Annotated in this window: 19 protein-coding genes and 2 pseudogenes; 5 read left to right on the forward strand and 16 right to left on the reverse strand. The window is 46.2% G+C overall.

The annotated features are described in order from the left end of the window. Nucleotides 1-168 precede the first annotated feature (168 nt). Together ACFPPD_RS19705 and ACFPPD_RS26995 are read left to right on the forward strand one after the other, a co-directional pair. Nucleotides 169-591 (forward strand): hypothetical protein, encoded by a 423-nt coding sequence (locus ACFPPD_RS19705; protein ID WP_209748240.1) that lies wholly within the window; start codon nucleotides 169-171, stop codon nucleotides 589-591. A gap of 24 nt (nucleotides 592-615) precedes the next feature. Continuing rightward, nucleotides 616-825, forward strand: a pseudogene (locus ACFPPD_RS26995) (hypothetical protein); the annotation flags it as partial. Nucleotides 826-1,050: 225 nt separating this feature from the next. Here the strand turns inward: ACFPPD_RS26995 and ACFPPD_RS19710 are convergent. Both ACFPPD_RS19710 and ACFPPD_RS19715 read right to left on the reverse strand, forming a co-directional pair. Beyond that, nucleotides 1,051-1,569 (reverse strand): hypothetical protein, encoded by a 519-nt coding sequence (locus tag ACFPPD_RS19710; RefSeq protein ID WP_209748238.1) that lies wholly within the window; start codon nucleotides 1,567-1,569, stop codon nucleotides 1,051-1,053. A gap of 260 nt (nucleotides 1,570-1,829) precedes the next feature. Beyond that, nucleotides 1,830-2,279: a GNAT family N-acetyltransferase gene (locus ACFPPD_RS19715; protein ID WP_209748236.1), complete on the reverse strand. Its 450-nt coding sequence runs from the start codon at nucleotides 2,277-2,279 to the stop codon at nucleotides 1,830-1,832. A 132-nt stretch (nucleotides 2,280-2,411) separates the two neighbouring features. Between ACFPPD_RS19715 and ACFPPD_RS19720 the strand changes: the two are divergent. Beyond that, nucleotides 2,412-2,594, forward strand: a pseudogene (locus ACFPPD_RS19720) (transposase); the annotation flags it as partial. Nucleotides 2,595-2,644: 50 nt separating this feature from the next. Here the strand turns inward: ACFPPD_RS19720 and ACFPPD_RS19725 are convergent. The 5 genes from ACFPPD_RS19725 to ACFPPD_RS19745 all read right to left on the reverse strand — a co-directional run bounded on the left by ACFPPD_RS19725 (nucleotide 2,645) and on the right by ACFPPD_RS19745 (nucleotide 6,967). Next, complete coding sequence (locus tag ACFPPD_RS19725; RefSeq protein ID WP_209748235.1) at nucleotides 2,645-3,514, reverse strand: SIR2 family NAD-dependent protein deacylase; 870 nt, start codon at nucleotides 3,512-3,514, stop codon at nucleotides 2,645-2,647. After that, complete coding sequence (locus ACFPPD_RS19730) at nucleotides 3,486-4,400, reverse strand: protein-ADP-ribose hydrolase (RefSeq protein WP_209748233.1); 915 nt, start codon at nucleotides 4,398-4,400, stop codon at nucleotides 3,486-3,488. Before ACFPPD_RS19730 ends, ACFPPD_RS19725 begins: the two co-directional genes overlap by 29 nt. A 67-nt stretch (nucleotides 4,401-4,467) precedes the next feature. Next, nucleotides 4,468-5,244, reverse strand: a complete 777-nt coding sequence (locus tag ACFPPD_RS19735) for a nuclear transport factor 2 family protein (protein WP_209748231.1) — start codon at nucleotides 5,242-5,244, stop codon at nucleotides 4,468-4,470. A 39-nt stretch (nucleotides 5,245-5,283) separates the two neighbouring features. Next, the gene (locus tag ACFPPD_RS19740; RefSeq protein WP_209748229.1) at nucleotides 5,284-6,474 is read right to left on the reverse strand and encodes a stalk domain-containing protein; all 1,191 of its coding nucleotides are present in this window, start codon (nucleotides 6,472-6,474) and stop codon (nucleotides 5,284-5,286) included. A gap of 70 nt (nucleotides 6,475-6,544) precedes the next feature. After that, entirely contained in the window at nucleotides 6,545-6,967 is a 423-nt protein-coding gene (locus tag ACFPPD_RS19745) for an Rrf2 family transcriptional regulator (protein ID WP_209748228.1), read from the reverse strand. 178 nt (nucleotides 6,968-7,145) lie between these two features. Here ACFPPD_RS19745 and ACFPPD_RS19750 point away from each other — a divergent pair, with 178 nt between their 5' ends. Beyond that, nucleotides 7,146-7,574 carry an Rrf2 family transcriptional regulator gene (locus ACFPPD_RS19750; protein ID WP_209748226.1) on the forward strand — a complete coding sequence of 143 codons (429 nt, stop codon included), beginning with the start codon at nucleotides 7,146-7,148 and terminating at the stop codon, nucleotides 7,572-7,574. Between the two features lie 169 nt (nucleotides 7,575-7,743). Here ACFPPD_RS19750 and ACFPPD_RS19755 read toward each other — a convergent pair whose 3' ends face one another. Continuing rightward, nucleotides 7,744-8,268 carry a family 43 glycosylhydrolase gene (locus tag ACFPPD_RS19755; protein ID WP_209748224.1) on the reverse strand — a complete coding sequence of 175 codons (525 nt, stop codon included), beginning with the start codon at nucleotides 8,266-8,268 and terminating at the stop codon, nucleotides 7,744-7,746. Nucleotides 8,269-8,364: 96 nt separating this feature from the next. Here ACFPPD_RS19755 and ACFPPD_RS19760 point away from each other — a divergent pair, with 96 nt between their 5' ends. Then, nucleotides 8,365-8,862, forward strand: coding sequence for a DinB family protein (locus ACFPPD_RS19760; RefSeq protein WP_209748222.1), 498 nt, complete (start codon nucleotides 8,365-8,367; stop codon nucleotides 8,860-8,862). A 106-nt stretch (nucleotides 8,863-8,968) separates the two neighbouring features. On the opposite strand, the gene ACFPPD_RS19765 is transcribed toward ACFPPD_RS19760, so the two are convergent. The 8 genes from ACFPPD_RS19765 to ACFPPD_RS19800 all read right to left on the reverse strand — a co-directional run bounded on the left by ACFPPD_RS19765 (nucleotide 8,969) and on the right by ACFPPD_RS19800 (nucleotide 18,861). Beyond that, a complete protein-coding gene (locus ACFPPD_RS19765; protein WP_209748220.1) occupies nucleotides 8,969-10,948 on the reverse strand; it encodes an RICIN domain-containing protein in 1,980 nt (659 codons plus the stop codon). A 77-nt stretch (nucleotides 10,949-11,025) separates the two neighbouring features. Continuing rightward, nucleotides 11,026-12,099, reverse strand: coding sequence for a peptidylprolyl isomerase (locus tag ACFPPD_RS19770; protein WP_209748218.1), 1,074 nt, complete (start codon nucleotides 12,097-12,099; stop codon nucleotides 11,026-11,028). Between the two features lie 98 nt (nucleotides 12,100-12,197). Beyond that, nucleotides 12,198-13,019, reverse strand: coding sequence for a carbohydrate ABC transporter permease (locus tag ACFPPD_RS19775; RefSeq protein ID WP_209748216.1), 822 nt, complete (start codon nucleotides 13,017-13,019; stop codon nucleotides 12,198-12,200). After that, nucleotides 13,016-13,888, reverse strand: coding sequence for a carbohydrate ABC transporter permease (locus ACFPPD_RS19780; protein ID WP_209748214.1), 873 nt, complete (start codon nucleotides 13,886-13,888; stop codon nucleotides 13,016-13,018). The genes ACFPPD_RS19775 and ACFPPD_RS19780 overlap by 4 nt, the downstream gene beginning before the upstream one ends. Nucleotides 13,889-13,963: 75 nt before the next feature. Beyond that, entirely contained in the window at nucleotides 13,964-15,337 is a 1,374-nt protein-coding gene (locus ACFPPD_RS19785; protein ID WP_209748213.1) for an ABC transporter substrate-binding protein, read from the reverse strand. A gap of 98 nt (nucleotides 15,338-15,435) precedes the next feature. Continuing rightward, complete coding sequence (locus ACFPPD_RS19790; RefSeq protein WP_378083016.1) at nucleotides 15,436-16,884, reverse strand: helix-turn-helix domain-containing protein; 1,449 nt, start codon at nucleotides 16,882-16,884, stop codon at nucleotides 15,436-15,438. Continuing rightward, entirely contained in the window at nucleotides 16,809-17,078 is a 270-nt protein-coding gene (locus ACFPPD_RS19795) for a response regulator (RefSeq protein WP_209748209.1), read from the reverse strand. Before ACFPPD_RS19795 ends, ACFPPD_RS19790 begins: the two co-directional genes overlap by 76 nt. Continuing rightward, entirely contained in the window at nucleotides 17,071-18,861 is a 1,791-nt protein-coding gene (locus tag ACFPPD_RS19800) for a cache domain-containing sensor histidine kinase (RefSeq protein ID WP_378083019.1), read from the reverse strand. The genes ACFPPD_RS19795 and ACFPPD_RS19800 overlap by 8 nt, the downstream gene beginning before the upstream one ends. Between the last annotated feature and the right edge of the window lie 20 nt (nucleotides 18,862-18,881).

The following is an 18,881-nucleotide window of genomic DNA, read 5'->3' on the forward strand; positions in this document are numbered from 1 at the left end:
ACTCATGGCCAGCCACGAGATCCCAGAGCTCGAGTCGATCTGGGATAGCTTCATCGCCATCAAGGACGGGGCTTTGCTTCGCTATGCCGATGTCGAGGAACTGCATGACTCGGAAGGAATTGGTATCACGTCGTGGATGAAGACAACTATTAAGGAGAGTGTTTAATCATGAAGGAAGTCTCGGTGTTTCGTCTCTACCTGTTGCGTGCCCTGTATCTCCTTGTTGTCGTAGGACTCGGAATCGTGGTATGGCCCGGCGTCATCCGCCACGAAAAGTGGGATCTGATGGAGGGCGTCGTCCAATGCATGCTGGCCGCCTTCTCGGCTCTCTCCCTCTTGGGTCTCCGGTATCCACTGCAGATGCTTCCGTTGCTCCTATGGGAGATGCTCTGGAAGCTGATCTGGCTATCCGTCGTCGCTCTCCCGCTATGGACTGCCGGGCAGCTAGACGACTCAACCTTGGGAATCGTGTTCGAATGCTTGATCGTAGCGGTTTTCCCCTTCTGCATTCCTTGGCGTTATGTGTTCTCTCATTATATAAAGAAGCGTTCGGATCGTTGGGCTGGCGGGAAGTCCGGAATTGCCGGGTGAATGGGGATATGTGTGCAGAACGGGATTTTGCTCGCCTGGTAGCATAGACAGAGTACGGATCAACGATCCACGAAAGTCGAAAAGAAGATTTCAACGCTCAATCAGCGTCAACTCCAGCAATGGATTGATGAGCTGCCCAGATACATCAAGGCATATTTGCCAATTTCAACAAGGTTTCCGTCATGGTTTAGTTACGCGCCTGGTATTGCTAAAACTATAATTAGGGAGGCGTAACTCCATGATTGACTACCATTGTAGAGCATATTTTCGAAAGGCGATCCAGAAGAAGAGAAACGGTGCCGGTTTTTCTATTCCTCATTTGAAGTGACAGTCTATAACTTTATTTTTCCGGTTTATCAAGAGCTAAATATAAAAAGTCAGATAAAATAAAGAGTTCTACATATTGTACATGACTAATATGTGGAACCCTTTATGTTTAACTATCGTTCCCCGTCGTAATCAACTTTTCGAAAACGCTGTTGTAATTCCCGGATTCTCCATCATAAATTTAGCGTTAACCTTGTAAGTCTCAAGAATGTTGTATATCTCCTCAGATCTGTTAGTCTTTATCGTTACAAGTACCTTTTGATAGGTATTTAACATTACAAAAATTTCATTGGCATTTTCAATTGGCTCGAATTCTCTTAACGGAATACCATCTATTTCTTTTGTGTTTACCTTAAAAACCCCTCTATTTTCACCATCCACATAAAAGTCACCTACAGCCTCAAGATAAATCGATTCTAATATTTCATTGGCTAAAGTTAATGGGTTATTCTTTATTTTTGGAGGTAAAAATAAAGCACAACTATATATAAAAGACAGACCCACGCAGTAAATTAAAAACGATAGCAAAAGATCGTCTATCTCGATTTCGTCATAAAAAAAGCCAAATATCGCTTCAATTGAGGTAGCAATGATAGCCATTTTAATAAACAAAAACGAAATTGAATTAATATCAATCTTTAAATGCTTCATTTTATTCCACCCGTCAATACAACCCTAATAATATGCTTCACATTCCAACTCTTCATCTTTCCGCAGCTCTCCTTAATGTCAATTATTCCAATATTATATCGGTTACTAGGAAGAAAATCACAATATTCTTAAGCACTTGTTGTATTGAAGTAACGCTGCCCGTTAGGAAGGAGTCATATTGCCGTTAACAAAACCTCCAATTAGCTATTGCGGCTAACCGGAGGTTTTTTTGTCGAAGGCGTCGGTTTGTAGTCCTGATATTAGTAAATCGAAAAGTGTACCCAATCTTTTCCTTGAACGGCGTTCATTTCTTTGAAGAAAGATTGAGCACGATTGTTATTAACGGAAGTGATCCAAGTCATATTGGCGTAACCCTGCTCTATGCAGTAATTTATACACGCAAGATAAAGCCGTGATTCAAGTTCGGAATTTCTATAGGCTTCCTTGACATAGAGGTCATTCATTACAGCAATTTTATCTGCTTTCATCGTGCTGAATGTAAAGTAAAGCGTGGCAAAACCCACTATTTGACCGTTATCTTCCAACACAAACTGTATCCCTTGTCGTTTATCGAAAAGGGTTTGAATCAGATGTTGAACCTTATTGTCAGACGGGCTGGGATTTTTATAAAAGTCTACGATGTATTCATTCATTATTTCAGTCAACCCAGTTAAATCATCAGGTGCAGCATTCCTTATCAAAGATGACATCGTATCTCCTCCACTCTCCTGTTTATGAGAATTAATATACAGTTTTACGAATAAATATGCAACAATAACAGTAAAGATAAAGGAAAAACCTTATCAACTTGACTAGGTGGTAGTCTAATGATTCAACAACAACAAGATAACACGCTCCGCCAAATCAACGATTTGGTCGACTTTTCCTTTGTGTACGAGGAATTGAAAGAACGCTACTGTCTCGATAATGGCCGGAATGCGATCGACCCGATTCGCATGTTCAAGTACTTGCTGCTTAAGGCCATCTTCGAACTGTCCGATGTAGATATCGTCGAGCGTTCCCGGCTCAAGAATAATTGTTTCCAGTTCAGACATGATCTATCCTCCAGTCTGTGCTACAAAAGCTCCAGATGGACCTTATCCACCCATGTCTTAGCATCCAACGCATAAGATTGCGATTTTTGCTTAATTTCCTCTGGAATTTGAGGATGATCGGGATTTACACGCAGCAAGGTGGCATTTGGATGCTGGTGCGTCACATTTTCCATCGGCCATCGGATTACGCTTGGCGTGTTGAAGCCTACACCCAGCTCGATTAAACATATCTTTCGGTTCAACGTATTTTGCAGCCAGGACATGAACCGCTCTCGTTGTGATTCATATGGCTTTTCGATAAAGTACCGGTCTATGCGTACGTTAAGAAACATAGGCCCCCCGCAATTCGGGCAATAAGGAATCACATCAGGATCATTAACTGTCAAGGTATCCCGATTGATAACAGGTAAAATTCGATCCACAGCCGGTTTACTCGGCCAAGTCTCTTGCGTGCATGCTTTCATACACTGCATAAGGGCATAGTCCCCTTGAGGCGTATAGGCACGTTCCTGATCGAAACCAGCTTTATAGAACATGCCGTCCACATTGGAGGTAAATACAAAATAGTCCTTATCCTTAACCAGATCATATAGTTTTGTATAAACCGGGCTCTCAGGTGCTTCAAATCGGATATAGTTCACATGCGTTGCCCAGTAGGCCCACTTTTCCTCTTCCGTCCAATCCATAAAGCCTATCAATTCATACTGTCGGGTAAAACCCTTCTTCATCAGCGGTTTAAAAAGGCGTGAGAAAGTATCTTGATTCCCATAGCTGTAGCCAGCAGCAGCCGAAAGACCAGCCCCTGCGCTAACCAAGATACAATCTGCAGTTCGTATCGCTTCAGCCGCGGCGAAAATCGAGTCATCGTTCGAAAATCCGTTTGTAGGCATCCAAATCCTCCTCCCCATAAACGTTAAATATAATCCGGTCAAAACTTCCCGGGTTCTCGTTTAACCAATCCGTAACTGCCTCAACTGCAACCTGCGCTGCTTCCTGCTTGGGATATCCGAATACGCCGGTTGAAATGCCACAAAAGGCAATCGTACGGATATCGTCCACCTCCGCGGCTACGGATAAGCATGACGAATAACATGAGGCAAGCTGTTTGCGTTGTTCCTCGGTCACAACCTGACCGGACGGAATAATCGGACCGACAGTATGGAGGACGTAGCGTGATGGCAGATGGTACGCTCGCGTAATTTTTGCTGTACCCGTCGGCTCCAAATACCCTTGTAAACTCATGATAACTTCACAATCCTCTCGCAGCCTAGGACCGGCAGCTGCGTGAATCGCATTATCAATACACCGATGGAAAGGCTGGAAGCAGCCCAGCATCTGATTGTTAGCTGCATTGACGATCGCATCGGCATCGAGCATCGTAATGTCACCTTGCCACATTACAAATTGACTAGGAAAAAGTGATGTGCCAAACTGCTCCTGAACCGTAGGAAGATCACGGCTGGCAACAAACCCCTTCTTACCTTTATCATAAGCAAGAAGAATGTCCAAATGGGATTGTACGCCGCTAGCAAACGGCCTTGGAGCCCGCATCGTTAATAAGGCCTTGATTAAAGATCGTTTTTCGGCTAGCGGGGCTGGTATTGTTGGTGGTTTCTCTCCTTCTCGCTCAGTTAACAAGGAGCTTAACACCACATAAATACTAGATACATATGCCTCTTCTGTAATGATCCCTTTGTAACTAGAGTCGAAAAGAATGTCGAGATCAATTTGTTTTCTGTAACGTTCCAGCGGAAGACCTTGAATGCTGCCTTGCATAAGGGCGCCTTCTTTCTATAAAAAGAATCAGCGCTTTTGCGGCAGCGCTGATCCAGCATAGTATTAGTTAAAATTTCCCGTTTTGATTCGCACGTTTTTCTTCCGGCAGAATGGTCTCCATAACGTCCCAATGCTCGGCAATTTTGCCGTTGTCTACACGGAACAGATCATAGTACGCCGTGTGATCGCCAGCAAAAGTTCCTTCGCTCGCGACAAGTACAAAATTCCCCTGTCCAATAACCTGATGAATCTGTTCATACTTCATCTCAACGCCTTGTTCAGCCATTGCCTGAAGTGCCGCGCCAAGGCCTGAAAGGCCATCCGCAATCGACGGGTTGTGTTGAATGTAATTGTCGCCGTCAAAGTAAGAAGTCAACAGGTTCGGATTTTTGCCCATTAATATATTTTCCACAAAGCCTTTTACATACGCTTTGTTTTCTTCGGTTATATCAGCGTCTGCGATCTCTGTGGGACCGTCAATCATCGTGTGCCCACTTGGGGTTTGATTCACCTTGTCCTGAAGATTATCCCAGTGCTCAACAATCTGACCGTTCTCAAAACGGAAGATGTCAAAGCCGATTTTCGGACCGAAGAAGTTGTAGTCGGTATGCAGGGCGACAAAATCACCATCAACGATAACGCGCTTAATGTCTACCTTCGTACCGCCCTTTTTCAGGCTGTCGAGTGCCCCAAGCATAACTTCACGTCCGTCTGGAAAGCTAAGATTGTGCTGAATATACTTGTTGGGATTAATATGCGCCTGAATTGCACTTGGATCCCCGGATTCTAAGCTTTGTAATACAGCAATTGCTTTTTGGGTTTGCTCAATTTTTGCATTTGTCATTGGTAATTCCTCCAAAATAGTTAGTTTTTTAGTTATGAATTAAAATTTTCCATTCTGATTTGCGTGTTGCTCCGCCGCAGGAATCGTTTCAAGCACATCCCAATGTTCAGCGATTTTTCCGTTCTCCACACGAAACAGATCGTAGTAGGCCGTATGATTCCCTGCAAACGTTCCTTCGCTCGCGACAAGAACGAAATTACCTTGTCCAATAACCTGATGAATCTGATCGTATTTCATCTCAATGCCTTGTTTAGCCATTGCTTGCAGTGCAGCTCCAAGACCGGAAAGGCCATCCGCAATCGACGGGTTGTGCTGGATGTAATTGTCGCCGTCAAAGTAAGAAGTCAACAGGTTCGGATTTTTGCCCATCAGAATATTTTCTACAAAGCTTTTGACATATGCTTTGTTTTCTTCGGTTTTATCGAGATCCACGATTTTGGTTTCCCCATCCAGCATGGAATGTCCGCTCGGGTTATTGGCGGCCAGCGTTTGAAGGTTATCCCAATGTTCAACGATTTTGCCGTTTTCAAAGCGGAAGATATCGAAGCCCGCTTTAGGGCCGCCGAAGTTATATTCGGAATGTACCGCTACGAAGTCGCCATCTACTAAGATGCGGCGCGCGCTAACAGTCGTTCCTGCTGCCTTCAGTGAAGGAAGGGCCTGAACAATGACATCCCGTCCTGTCGGAAGCGTCAGATTATGCTGGATATAACCCTCATCCACGAATTGAAGCATAGCTTCTGCGCTTCCGTTCTCCAGCCCTTCCAGGACAGCAATGGCCTTGTCCGCATTCGTCGTTGTTACGCTGACTGTCTTCCGGGCTTGATTCCATGCGACTTGCTTGCCGAAGATCGATTTCAATGAAGTAACCGGAACATATGCCTTATTCGCAGCTAAAAAAGGTGCGGCATCAAGGACGATTTTTGTATTGTCGACATTTGCTGTCTTGCTTCCGATTGTAAACACGACCTTTTTACCGGCCAGAGTTACTTCAACTTCGTTTTTATTTGCTTTTACGGTCAGTGTTTCATCATTCAAAGAGACCCGCTTTGCCAGATCTTTGAGCGGAACGAAGGTGCGGCCGCTTTTAACCACAACATCCGAAAGATTTGCCCCATCAAGGCTTACCGTGATTTTAGATTGTTGGTTGGACTGAGCCGATGCGGCCATTGGAACCATTTGAACCGCCAATACGGTGGATGCGATCAGTGCCGCTGCTTTCTTTTTCATTTAGATTTCTCTCCTTAGTATCATGATTATATGAAATGTTACTAGTTACATTACATTATGAATAAAAAAATTAGCACTTGCTTTTGATGCTTTGAACAATGTCATAAATCGTGGTCTTCATAAGAACTTGCTCCATTTGCTCTTGGGCTTTATGAAGTGGCTGCTCAAGGGCCGACTGAATATTTCTTCCCACCGGACATTGTAAATTCGTTCCCTGATGAACCGTAAACAGTACATGCTCTTCTGGCAGTTCTACCGCACGATAGACATCCAGCAAGGTGATATCCATCAGTTCACGTTTGAGCCGTATTCCTGCAACACCAGCCTTGGAAGCAATCAAGTCGGCCCGACTTAACATCCCCATAATCCGGCGGATAACTGATGCGTTCGTGTTTACGCTCCCAGCAATGAATTCAGAGGTTACCTTTCCCTCCTCCGTTATTCCGATGAGAGCAAGAACGTGAATAGCTACAGAAAAACGGCTACTAATCATGTATATCACCTCCTGCGGTGTGTCCCGCTCACATATGTAACTATAGCAGTTACATTATGGGGTGTCAACCTATTTTCTTTATTCATTATGAATGGCGCTTAGCTTTACATGGCATAGTAAAACCACTTTTATTATGCTTTAATGAAGTAAGCCATCTTTCTGAAAGGAATGCATCCCCATGATCAGCAGCCGTTTTACCGTGGCGGTTCATATACTAGCCTTAGTTCATATTAATAACGGGAACGTTACCTCCGATTACATCGCCGCGAGTGTAAATACAAATCCCGCAGTGATTCGAAGAATAATGAGCATGCTGAGTAAAGCAGGATTGATCTCCTCTCATCCCGGAATAATTGGGATCAACCTGCAAAAGCCCATTTCGGAAATAACGCTGCTTGATGTTTATCAAGCGGTGGAGATCCCCGAAACGAAGGAATTGTTTACGGTGCATCAAAATACGAATCCTCAGTGTGTGGTCGGGAAAGAGATTCAACAAGTATTGGGTGCCCCTCTAATAGAAGCCCAAAAACAGATGGAACAGGCGCTGGCCCATACATCGATTGAAAGCATCGTCGCGGATATTTTACACAGACACAATAATTTTTAGATGAGTACAGAAAGAGCCGTTGATGTTAATCAACGGCTCAAACTTTTTTATTAAAAGGTTTCAAACTGAGATCTAAGCCATGTCTGAATTTGCTCAGCGATGTATTGTGTTGTTCAGCATTAATAAGCAATTCTACAAGTTCTATTTTCGAAATTGCTAATAGCGCCCCTTAACTCTCTCGAGATCGTTCGAAACAACATGCAATGGCCACCATCTCCGGCAAACAAAGGCTTCTCGTCTTGAATCCAAGGGCCTTCAATGGAACCTGTAGTCGAGCGGGCCAATCCCATAGTATAGCCATGTTCTCCCATCGTTGACCATAGCATAACAAGCTCTCCGTTTGGCAGCGTATGCAGGAAGGGGCCATCGGTAACATGCTGGTTGCCCATTTCGCCAAAACCAACCGACCATGGAGCTTCGGATGCACGAAAGAGCCGAACCGGTTTCCAATGATCTCTTTAAAATCGTTTCTTAGCCGGAGGGCATACATTTCTCCATCGACAACCTCTAGCCATTCCCTACAGAATATAATCCAAGGTTGAAGATCCTTGTCGATGAACAGGGTTCCATCAAGACATTCCCACCCGATTGGCGTTAGGGCCTTGCACCAAGGAACAAATGGCCCTTCTGGACGATCTGCAACCAGTACGCCGGTTACTCGCGGATGACCTTCGGCTTTGAAACTGGCAAACATGTAGTACCCAGTGTTGCTAAAGAAGTCATTAATAAATTAAAGTAATATTCAAACAGCAACACCATCTTACAAGCCAATAGGAGTGGATGAGTCCGCATGCCGGATGCAAATCAATTATTTGGACAAGCCCTCGTCAAATCGTTGGTCGGAGAACGCGGACATATTCGTATCGCCCGCGCTTTACCGGACATTGATGCTGAACTGGCTGGGCGCGTACATGAAGCCATGCCTTATAGCATCTATCAACTGTTGAGACACATGTATTACTGGCAGCAATTCATGCTAGAGCATTTAGAAGGACGTAAACCGCAGCTTCCCGCGAACGTCATGGAAAGTTGGCCTAAAGAGACGGGCCCTCAAGATGAGATGTCATGGCAAGATGATATCAAGATGTTTCTGGATGGGGTCGAACGGGCTGTCGCCATTGCAGAAACGGCACAGTTAGACGAACCGCTGCCGCATTTTCCAGGTGAAACACGAGCAGGAATACTGCGCAATATCGCCTCCCATAACTCGTATCATCTTGGCGAAATCGTGCTGCTGCGACGCTTCTACGGCGCCTGGCCGCCTCCCGGAGGCGGCTACCCGGCGTAAAACCATATAAATCACAAGTTCGGCCCGATATTTCCCTCAAGTCATGTTGAAAGGCTTCTGACACTCGCCGTGTCAGAAGCCTTTCCTGTCATATTGCGAATTCGTTTTAATTCAATTTAACAAGCGTCCATTCGTGATCTAATGATCCGTTATCGTCCCATTGCACTGCATTTGCGCCGTCCGTTAATGACATGCCGCTAATGCCAAGTACTTTCCCGCTATTCCTGTTGTAAATCGCGTATTTTCCGTTTGCCTTTTTCACGATGAGCCAACTTTGGTCAGCGGAACCGCTGTCATCCCATTGAACGGCATTATTACCGTTGCCTGTTCCCCCGCCGTATATGCCGAGCACCTTAAGGCTGTTTTGATTGACGAGTTTATAGTAACCGTTGCTAAGCATGACAATCTTCCATTTTTGGTCGGCGGAGCCGGTATCCGTCCATTGAACGGCAGTAGCACCGTTGCCTGTTTGCGCGCCGTATATGCCGAGCACCTTATTGCTGTTTGTGTTTACCAGTTTGTAAATGGCGCCGTCGACAATGCCGTTTTGCTTGCCGCCGCTAATACCCGGTCCGTTATAGGCGCCCATATTCGGTGCCGTTACTTCGTCGACAATATTGCCCCAATAATCTTTCCCGCCCGTATTTGTCATGACTCTCCCTGAGGCCAGAGCCGGAGATCCGACGAGAAGCTTATAGCCGTCGACCGTGTTTCGACCATCACCGGCAGAGCCCGGGTTCACAAACAAAGGGTCGCCATGAATCGCGTGCGGATCCGATGCAGGACCCGTAAAACCGCTGTAGAGATTATAGTCGTAGCTAATTCCGGCCCCCGTCGGCAAGGATGATATGGCAGGGCCCACAAAGATATTATCGTGGATATGCGAGTTATTGGTAAATGCCATATTGGAGAGGCTGGAACCGGGACTGAAGAACGTATTGTTGTGAATCCATTGCTCCGTGCCTTGTCCGGAGTTAACGGTTCTGCTGCTGCCTTGATTAATGTTGTACCTTAGAACCTGAAGTTGGGATTTATTCGTGCCTACGCATCCTTTGCAGTTCAGAAAAAAGCCGCCTGCGTTATCGTGGCCATAATTGTACTGATACGTGCACAATCCGGAGATTCCCCAATCGCAGTCCCATGCTTGAGAATCGTTGGTGTTAATGATTCTTGCCGCCTCATTGTATTGGAAGGTGGGATTATTCGAAGCGGCCGCCCACATTTGAGCCAGCACTTGCGCATTTACGGCATTGAACCCCGTATCGTATGCTACGTTATTCTGAATCAAAGGCCCGTTTGCCGCCCCAACGAAGATGGGATCTGCTGCGGCTCCCACGATCGTATTATTTTGAACAACCATGTTATTAATATAATTGTGGGGCAATCCTCCCCAAGTTCCTCCTCCGGTAGCAATCCCTCCGCAAGTTAAGTCATGGATAGAGTTATTGTTGATAAGTACGTCGGAAATGGTGCCTGTTGGCGTCTCCGTGTCTCTTGGAACACGGACGGTTATTCCCGCGGATGAATATCTGCCGACGATCGTTCGGTCGGATAATCCTTTCACATGGTGAATATTCAAGTTTTGAATCGTTATGCCGGAATAAAAATTGTTATCCGTCACTTGTACCAGAACTCCGCTTCTTAAATCCTCGGTTGCCGCATCATTCGTAACCTCCAGATTTTGCACGGTCCAGTAGCTTACATTGAGGAGATAAATCGCTGCTTCAATGACACCATTGCCGTTAATTTGCGGCGCTGCTCCAGTGCCGTATGCATCAATTGTAATGCGGGCACTGCTCGTGCCTGAGCCTTGAGGCTTCAACTGCCCTGTACATGCTGTCCCTTTTTTGAACAAGATAGAGTCGCCTGGAGAAAAGGTAACGGCATTTACGCTGCTTAACGAGTTCCAAGGACTAGCTTGAGTACCTGTTCCGTTGCTTCCTGCCGAACAATCGACATAATAGCTGGTCCCGGCAGCATAGGCTTGTTTATTCGCCAAAGGTATTGCTCCAATGATCATCATGCTGAACATGATCAAATACTTTAATACGTTATTAACTTTCCTCCAATTACGGATAGTGCTCATACAAACACTCCTTCATTTTAGTTTGATTTTCCGACAGATCCATCCCTGATTTGTTTTCTTATCACCCCTTTCTCCGATCATCTCAACGGAACGGCTGACCATGAACTTTGATCAATCTCAACTTTTGCTTGCCCGATCTCTTTTTTCAGATACTCGTCATATTCGGAGTCGATATAAGCAACCTCCACCTGATCCTTTATAGATTCAAAATTTTTGTACCCGTTATCCCTCTTCTCCACCAATTCAAACAAGTAGTACGCGCCGTCAAAGGCTTCAATCGGTCCGCTCGCTTGCCCGGGCTGCAACCTATTAGCTTCGTTCCAAATCTCTTTATACATTCTGGAATCCTGCAATACCGTGCTTTCGTCAAAGGTTTGATCATCGACTATGATTTTCAGATCAGTCCTGATTTGGATTTCGTCAATCGCATCGTTAAAACTCTCTCCGTTCGAAATAGCCTGTCTGGCCTCGGACAATAGCTGAAACGAATCCTTTTTCAATTGCTCATCCGAAATGCGGTCGCTATCCAAAAAAGAGATGCCTGCTTTCCGAATGTTCATGGTGTATACGTTTTTATAAATCCGATCTTTATTTTGATCGTAGAAACGGACCAATTGTTCATCGGATACTTTCCACGCTTGCCGAGCCAATGTTTTTTTTAACCGACTAATCAGGTTACTTTTTTCGAAGTTATAGAATGTCTGCTCATCGAACGACAAAGGTCCGAAAACAGGCTTCTGACTTTCGTGATCTTCTTTTCTTTGTTCGTTCTCGGCATGCAGCCGATCAAGAAACGAAGCATAGCTGCTATCCTTAATTAGTCCGTACTTCTGAGCTAACCCTAGTTGAACTTTCCAACCCACAAGCTCTTCCAACGCCAACTTTTTTACCATCTCGCCAGGATTCTCGCCACGTATGGATTGACTCCAGAACTGAACTGAATCCTGCGCACCGTATTTTTCATTAAAATAGCGATAGACTTCCGATCTGTGACGATCCAGCATTCCTTTAAATTCTTTCATTTGTACGGCTTGTCCATTAATTCGTACGACTTCATCCTCTTCTTTGTTTGGATTAAATACGCTGTTGAAGATGAAGAAAGCGGTTCCAAAAATAGCGATTACGCAGAGCAGTACCCCTATCTTTTTCATTCCATATCACCTCCGATAATATCGGGGGAGGAAGCCGACGCTATTTCTAGCGCACCGGAATGCCGGAGGCTTCCTCAACGATTTTTTTGTTCAGTCGGTTAGCTTTTGACCGCCCCGCTCGTCAGGCCGGAAATAACGAGACGCTGCAACAGGAAGTATAGGATCAGCACGGGCAAAGAGATTATGACAAGATTAGCGAATACCAGGTTCCAATCCGCGGCGTGCGCTCCGAAGAAAAAGAACGTCGTCATGACCAAGCTATACTTGGACGATGTATTGAGAAAGTAAACGGCAGTAGAAAAATCGTTCCAAATGGCTAGAAACTGGATAATAATGCTGGTGACCGTTACGGGAAGCAACAATGGGAAAATGATTCGGAAAAACAGTCCGTACGGTTTGCAACCGTCGATCACCGCGGACTCGTCGATTTCGCGGGGAATGCTCTTGAAATACCCCGTATACAAGAACACGCCGTAAGGGAAATTGATTGCAATGCTGACAAGAATGATTCCCGTCAGAGAATCGGTCAAATGAAGGTTTTTAGCCAATACATAAGTCGGCACCATAAAAGTCGGAACCGTCAGTCCGACAAGGATGACGAAATAAATAACGGAAGTGATCCGAGTGCTTCTGCGTTGAATGACATACCCGGTAAAGGCGGAAAATACAATCAAAGCGACTACGGCTACAACCGTGATGATAAGACTGTTTTTGAAAGCTACCCCCATGTTAGCTTCATCAAACACGGTTCTGAAGTTTTCGAAATGCAACGACTTCGGAAAGCCGAGCGACATTTGAGCCGCGTCCGCGCTGCTTTTCATAGAGTTAACGAAAAGCATGTAAAAGGGAAGGATGACGAGAGCGCTAAGCAAAATAAAGGGGATTTCGACTGCGAGCTTCCTCCAATTCTTGGCGCTCATAGTTCCACCTCTCTTCTGCGAAGGAAATAATACGTAATCAGCGAAACCAGCGCAACCATTATGGCAAGCACAAAGCTCCCTGCGCTGGATTCGCCCAGCCTTGAAGCTCCGTATGCTTTGTAAACCCAGGTGTTGATCACTTCCGTGGTCGTGCCGGGTCCGCCCCCGGTCGTAGCCGTAATCATATCGAACACCTTTAAGCCGCCGATTAAATTCAGGATGAATACGCTATTGAACGCGGGCATAAGCAGAGGGAAGGTAATATGCCAGAAGCGGCTCCAGGCGCTTGCTCCGTCTATCGATACAGCTTCGTAATAGTCCTTCGGAATCGTTTGAAGGCCTGCCAGCAAAATAATCATATTAAAGCCTGTCCACTTCCACACTTCGATAGCGGACACGCTGTAGATCGCGATATCCGGATTGTGAAGCCAGTCCTCGGTTATGGAACCGAGTCCGATCGCGCTAAGGCTTCTGTTCAGAATGCCGGATTCCGGGTGCAGAATGGATACGAAGATGAGGCCTACCGCGATATTGCTAAGGACTGCGGGAGAATAAAAAACGGTGCGCAAGAACCCTTTTGTCTTCAGTTCGCGATTGACCATCAGTGCCAGAAGTATACCGAGAACCAGCTTAAATATCGTGGAAACGATAGTAAATACGAAGGTATTCCGAACGATGTGAGTTAACGTGGGGTCGGAAAAAAACGACTTGAAATTATCCAAACCCACCCACTTGGCGCTAAATCCGTCCCAGTTCGTAAAAGAATATCCGATTCCCTGAAACGTAGGGGTGACGAAGAATAGCAGAAAGATAACGATGCCTGGGATCAGCATCGAGTACGGATATTGCTTATGAAGTTGTTTATTCAATGAGTGCACCTTCTTATTTTTAGGAAAAGCCGTCCCGTCTCGCGGGGGGCGGCTTTTCCATAGACTAAACCCTTGTTATTTCCAGTTAGGATCTTGTTTGGCTTTTGCGTTTTTGGCGAATTCATCATCCATGGCCTTCAGGACGTCTTCCGCTTTTTTGGCACCGAGGAAGAAGTCGAGGAGATAGGCATTCTGATCGCCCCAGCTGTAATTGAGAGGGTCGCCCCAGAAGCCGACCGTTTTCCCTTCGTCAAGAAGTTTCTTCAGATCTTCCTGCGCAGGCTGCAGCTTGGAAGTCACGTTTTTGATGGCAGGGATGCCGCCTTGCGCATCATAAAACTTCTGTTGCGTAGCGGGGGAGGTAAAGTAAGCAATAAACTTGGCCAAAAGGTCTTTATCCGCGAATTGATCCGTTACCGACAAGTTAAACGGCATATAAATGGTGGCATTTTGATCTTCGTCGAACGGAACGCGGAACGCGCCGATATCGGCGACCTTGTCAGGGTAGTCTTTCGCAATGTTGTCGATCATCCAGGTAGCGTTGACGGTCATGGCAGCCGTACCTTCCGCGACGGCCTTTTGCGCGCCGGCATAGGTGTCGGAGAGGTATGTTTTTTGGATGTACCCCTTTTCGAGGAGCTCTTTATGCTTGGTAAAGGTGTCGGCCAATAGGGACTGGTCGGCAAAGTGCGTCTCATTGATGTTGATCTTGTCCATAATCGGTTTCAGCGGTTGATTCAGACGCAGCCAACCTTCATGATCGAACATATTTACCGTCCACGTGTCCTTGGCAGGAAGATAAAGAGGGGTAATTCCCGCTTCCTTGATTTTCGCAAGGGCGTCCAAAAATTGCTGGTAGGTTTGAGGAATCTGAATGCCCACTTTTTCGAACACCTTTTTGTTATAAAAGACGCCGTTAATATTGACGGAATCGAACGGGATGCCGTAAACTTTCCCTTCATCCGTAAAGGTGCCCGTGTTCAAGATCGATTCCGGGTAGTTCTGCGTCCAATCTCCGCCGATTCCGCCGATCTCCTGGAAATGGGTTAAACCTCCCATTTCGGACTTGACCCATTTGGTTCCATAAGTGGAGATGAGCATCGGCAGTTCATTGGCCGCGGCACGAGCTTTATAGATTTGTTCTCCCGCGGCGCCGCCGGCGATTTTCTCGATTTTGAGCCGGAAACCGAGCTTGTCCGCATTGTCGTTAATATCCTTCTCGATAGCCTGAATACCGGACTTGTACCAATCCGTAAACATAAGCATCGTAATATCTTTGACCTCTTGGTTACCGCTGCTTGAAGAAGCCGGCGCGCTTGCCTCGGAAGTCGGAGAAGCCGCTCCGGATGCGGACGGAGATTCATTTGCGTTGTTAGCGTTGCTGCCGCAGGCAGACAGAACAAGCGACAAGCCAAGAACCATGGAACTTGCGACCAACCCTTTTTTCATTCGATAATGCCTCCCAAGTCATTGTGTAGTCAGAAACGTTTCTGTGAATACTATAACGCCTTAGGGAAGCCTCTATGATTATAAAGTTTTGCGGTTCATTATGATTTATTAAGCTTTACGTACGCACCGGGAGTCATCCCTACCTTTTTCTTGAAGACGTTAAAGAAGTAGGGATAATTGTTGAACCCGCAGGCTGCCGCTATTTCTTTAAGCTCGAGCTTCTCCTCCAGCAGGAGCGTCTTGGCCTTGTCCAGACGCAGTTCCATGAAGTAGTCCAGAAAGCCGATGCCTTGTTCTTCTTTGAAAATTTGACTTAAATACGGAGCGCTAATCCCGACTTGATCCGCCACGTCTCCTAAGGATAAATTCTCGTGCAAATGTTTTTTCATGTACGCTGCGGCTTTTCGAATATTCGGCGACGCGATCCGTTCCTCCGAACGATGAAGCAGGCGAAGCAGCCGATGAAATATTCCCTCTAGCCAGGATTGAATTTCGTCTAGCGTTTCCAAGGAGGCCATCACCTCGTGCGGAGGCGCGGAGGCCGAATAGGCGTGTTCCGTATCGATTTGCATTTCTCTGCAAATTCGATTGATCATTCCTAACAGCTCGTTAAAGATCATTTGCGCGGCCACGGGACTAAGCCGTTCCCGGCGAATCGACTGAAAAATAGCGGTCATCGTAGCTTGAACGGCTTCCGCGTCGTCCAGTTTTAAAGCGGCAACCAATTCTTTTTCCATCTTCAAGTCTAATCCGGTCATTTTGTCGATTAAAATTTCGGATTGCATATCGGGGTAGATCATACAGTTCGTTCCCAGATAAAACTTCTCCGCAAGCTTGCCGCAAGCTTGCTCATAGCTGTCCGGAACTTGCAGCATATGCTCGCATTGCACGCCGATACTGAAGCTCGCATGCAGTTTGACAAACGTCTTGAGGCACTGATCGATTCGATTGACCACGCTTCGCGTCCGATGGTCCATATTAGCGGCGCTCCGGGTCGAGGCGTAAGACAACAGAACAACGAATCGTCCGTTGGATATCGGCGCGGCGATCCCGTTGTCATTGTCCGACAATACCTCTTCGATGATGTTGAGGATGGAAAAATGGAGCAGTTCTTCTTCATTTAGACCTCGTCTGGCCATAGCGTCCCGCGATTGATCGAGTTCAATCACGATCGGAACGACTTTTTTGGTGTCGATCGGCAGACGTTGCGCCCGTATGTGAGCTACAATCTCCGTTTCGTGCTTAAAAAAACGGCTTAATATCTGAATAACGAACTTGTGCTTGAGCGCTTGAATCTGCGTGGCGATTACGCGGTAATCGGCTGTCTCGGCGTTTTCGCCGCTCTTTAATCGGGATCTTAGATTCCGCAATAGTTCAAGCAACAACTGTTCGTTAAGCATGTGCTTCAGCAGGTAGTCCACCGCGCCATGCTGCAAAGCGCTTCTCACGTAAGCAAAATCATCGTAATTGCTTAACATGACGAATGGCATATGAGGGTAGCGTCGCTGAATTTCGCTTGAAAGCTGGACGCCATCCATGATCGGCATCCGAATATCCGAAAGGACGGCATCCGAATATCCGAAAGGACGGCATCCGTCTTCTTCCGAGCGAGAAACTCAAGCGCCTCTTGTCCGTTCGAAGCTTCTCCCGCAATAACGAATCCATGCCGTTCCCAGTTAATCATCGTTCGCAGATGGTTCCGGACGAGCAATTCGTCGTCGACGATCAAGAGGCTATACATATTGGTCTTCCTCTCCTCTCTCGATTGCCGGCAATGTCACTTCGACTATCGTATAGAGCCTTGGTTCGCTTACGACCGATACGCCGTATTCATGTCCGAAGGTCATCTCGATTCGGGAACTGACGTTCCGGATTCCCAGACCGGCGTTTTCGCCCTTCTGGCTTTTTATCTTGTCTATTGCATCCTGAGTCATTCCTACCCCGTTATCTTGCAGTCGGAAAATGAGCAAATCCCCATCCCTATAACCTTTTAACGTGATCATGCCTTGCCCTTTCATCGGTCCAATGCCATGCAACAACGCATTCTCCAGAAGCGGCTGCAGCAGCAGCTTCGGCAGGATGCAGATCATCATCTCATCCTCGACCGATACGGAATAAGTGAATTTGTTGCTGTATTTAAATTCCTGGATATTCATATAGCACTGCAGGTAATCGAGTTCCTCCGCTACCGTGATGAAAGAATGATCTTTCATCGCAATGTGCATCAACTTGGACAGAGACTCGGTCACTTTGCGAATGTTGTCGGCGCCTTGATAAACGGATAGAAATTTAATGGTGTTCAGCGAGTTGTACAAGAAGTGCGGGTTGATCTGAGCTTGCAACGCTCTGATTTCGGCTTTTCTTTTCTCCTGTTCGGTTCGCTTGGTGCTTTCCATGAGCTCCTTCATCCGATGCACCATTTGATTGAATTGGCGATACAGCTGGCCGATCTCGTCGTTCGATTTGATCTGGATCTGCAAGTGCAAATGTTCGCCATCGACTTTATTGATCGCTCGATTCAACCTTAGGATGGATTTCGTTAAGAACGAAGATACCAGAATGGATACGATGGCGGCAGCGCCGCAGAAGAGGATCGATATCAAAAGGGTCAAGTTACGCGTCTGATGGAACTGCTCCAATAGATGACTCTTCGGAACCAATGCGACCATCATCCATTCCGTCAGCGGCGAGTAACGATAAACAATCAAATAATCTACTTTGCCGAGACGAGTGTAAAAACTGCCTTCTTGATTGCGTATTCGTTGAATGATCGGGGCGAAGGCATTCGAATCGGAGGCCATTTGATCTAATCCCGCAAGCTGCGGCTTAAAAATCAAGTTGCCGGTCTTCGTATCGGCGACTAACATTTTGACTTGGCCTTTCAGATTGCTGGAAAAGATATCGGTCAATAATTGCGTGCGAACATCGGCCAATACAAAACCGACGGCCTGGTTATCGCCGTAAACGGGTTTAGCGATGGAAATGACTTTGTCGTCTTGGGAAGAGGAGGTGACGGGATTATCGGAATTGTAGTGCGGCGGAATCAGAACGGTTGCGCCCTCTTGATTCCAGAGCTTTCCGTACCAAGGCTGCCCGGTAAGAAAATCGAATGAAACGGAATGGCCGAGCGAATACATATTTCTTTCGTTGCCCGCAATAGTGATGTCATTCAGATAATGCTTATAAGTGAACAAGCCCGCAATATACTTTCGCATCTTGCGATCGTCTTGTACGTACTCCGCATCGCTTATCGTAGAAGGCTTGGAAAGAATTTGGACGATATCGGAATCGCTTGCCGCGATATTTACTAATCCATAAATATCCTTCAGCGAAACCTCTAAATTGTCATTTGTAATTTTAAGCATCTCGTTAATGTATTCGCCTACGGAAATACGGGTATCTTGGGCAGTCCGGACATTCCAGAGATAGATGATGCTGCTGCAAAGAATAACCAAAAGAGCCAGATTCGCAAATAAAAACTTGTACTTAATGCTTCGAAAATGACCCAAAAATCGTTTTATCATACGAATGGCCCCTTTGATAC

Origin of the sequence: Cohnella suwonensis, from assembly GCF_042655365.1 — a bacterium.
Taxonomy (GTDB): Bacteria; Bacillota; Bacilli; order Paenibacillales; family Paenibacillaceae; genus Cohnella; species Cohnella suwonensis.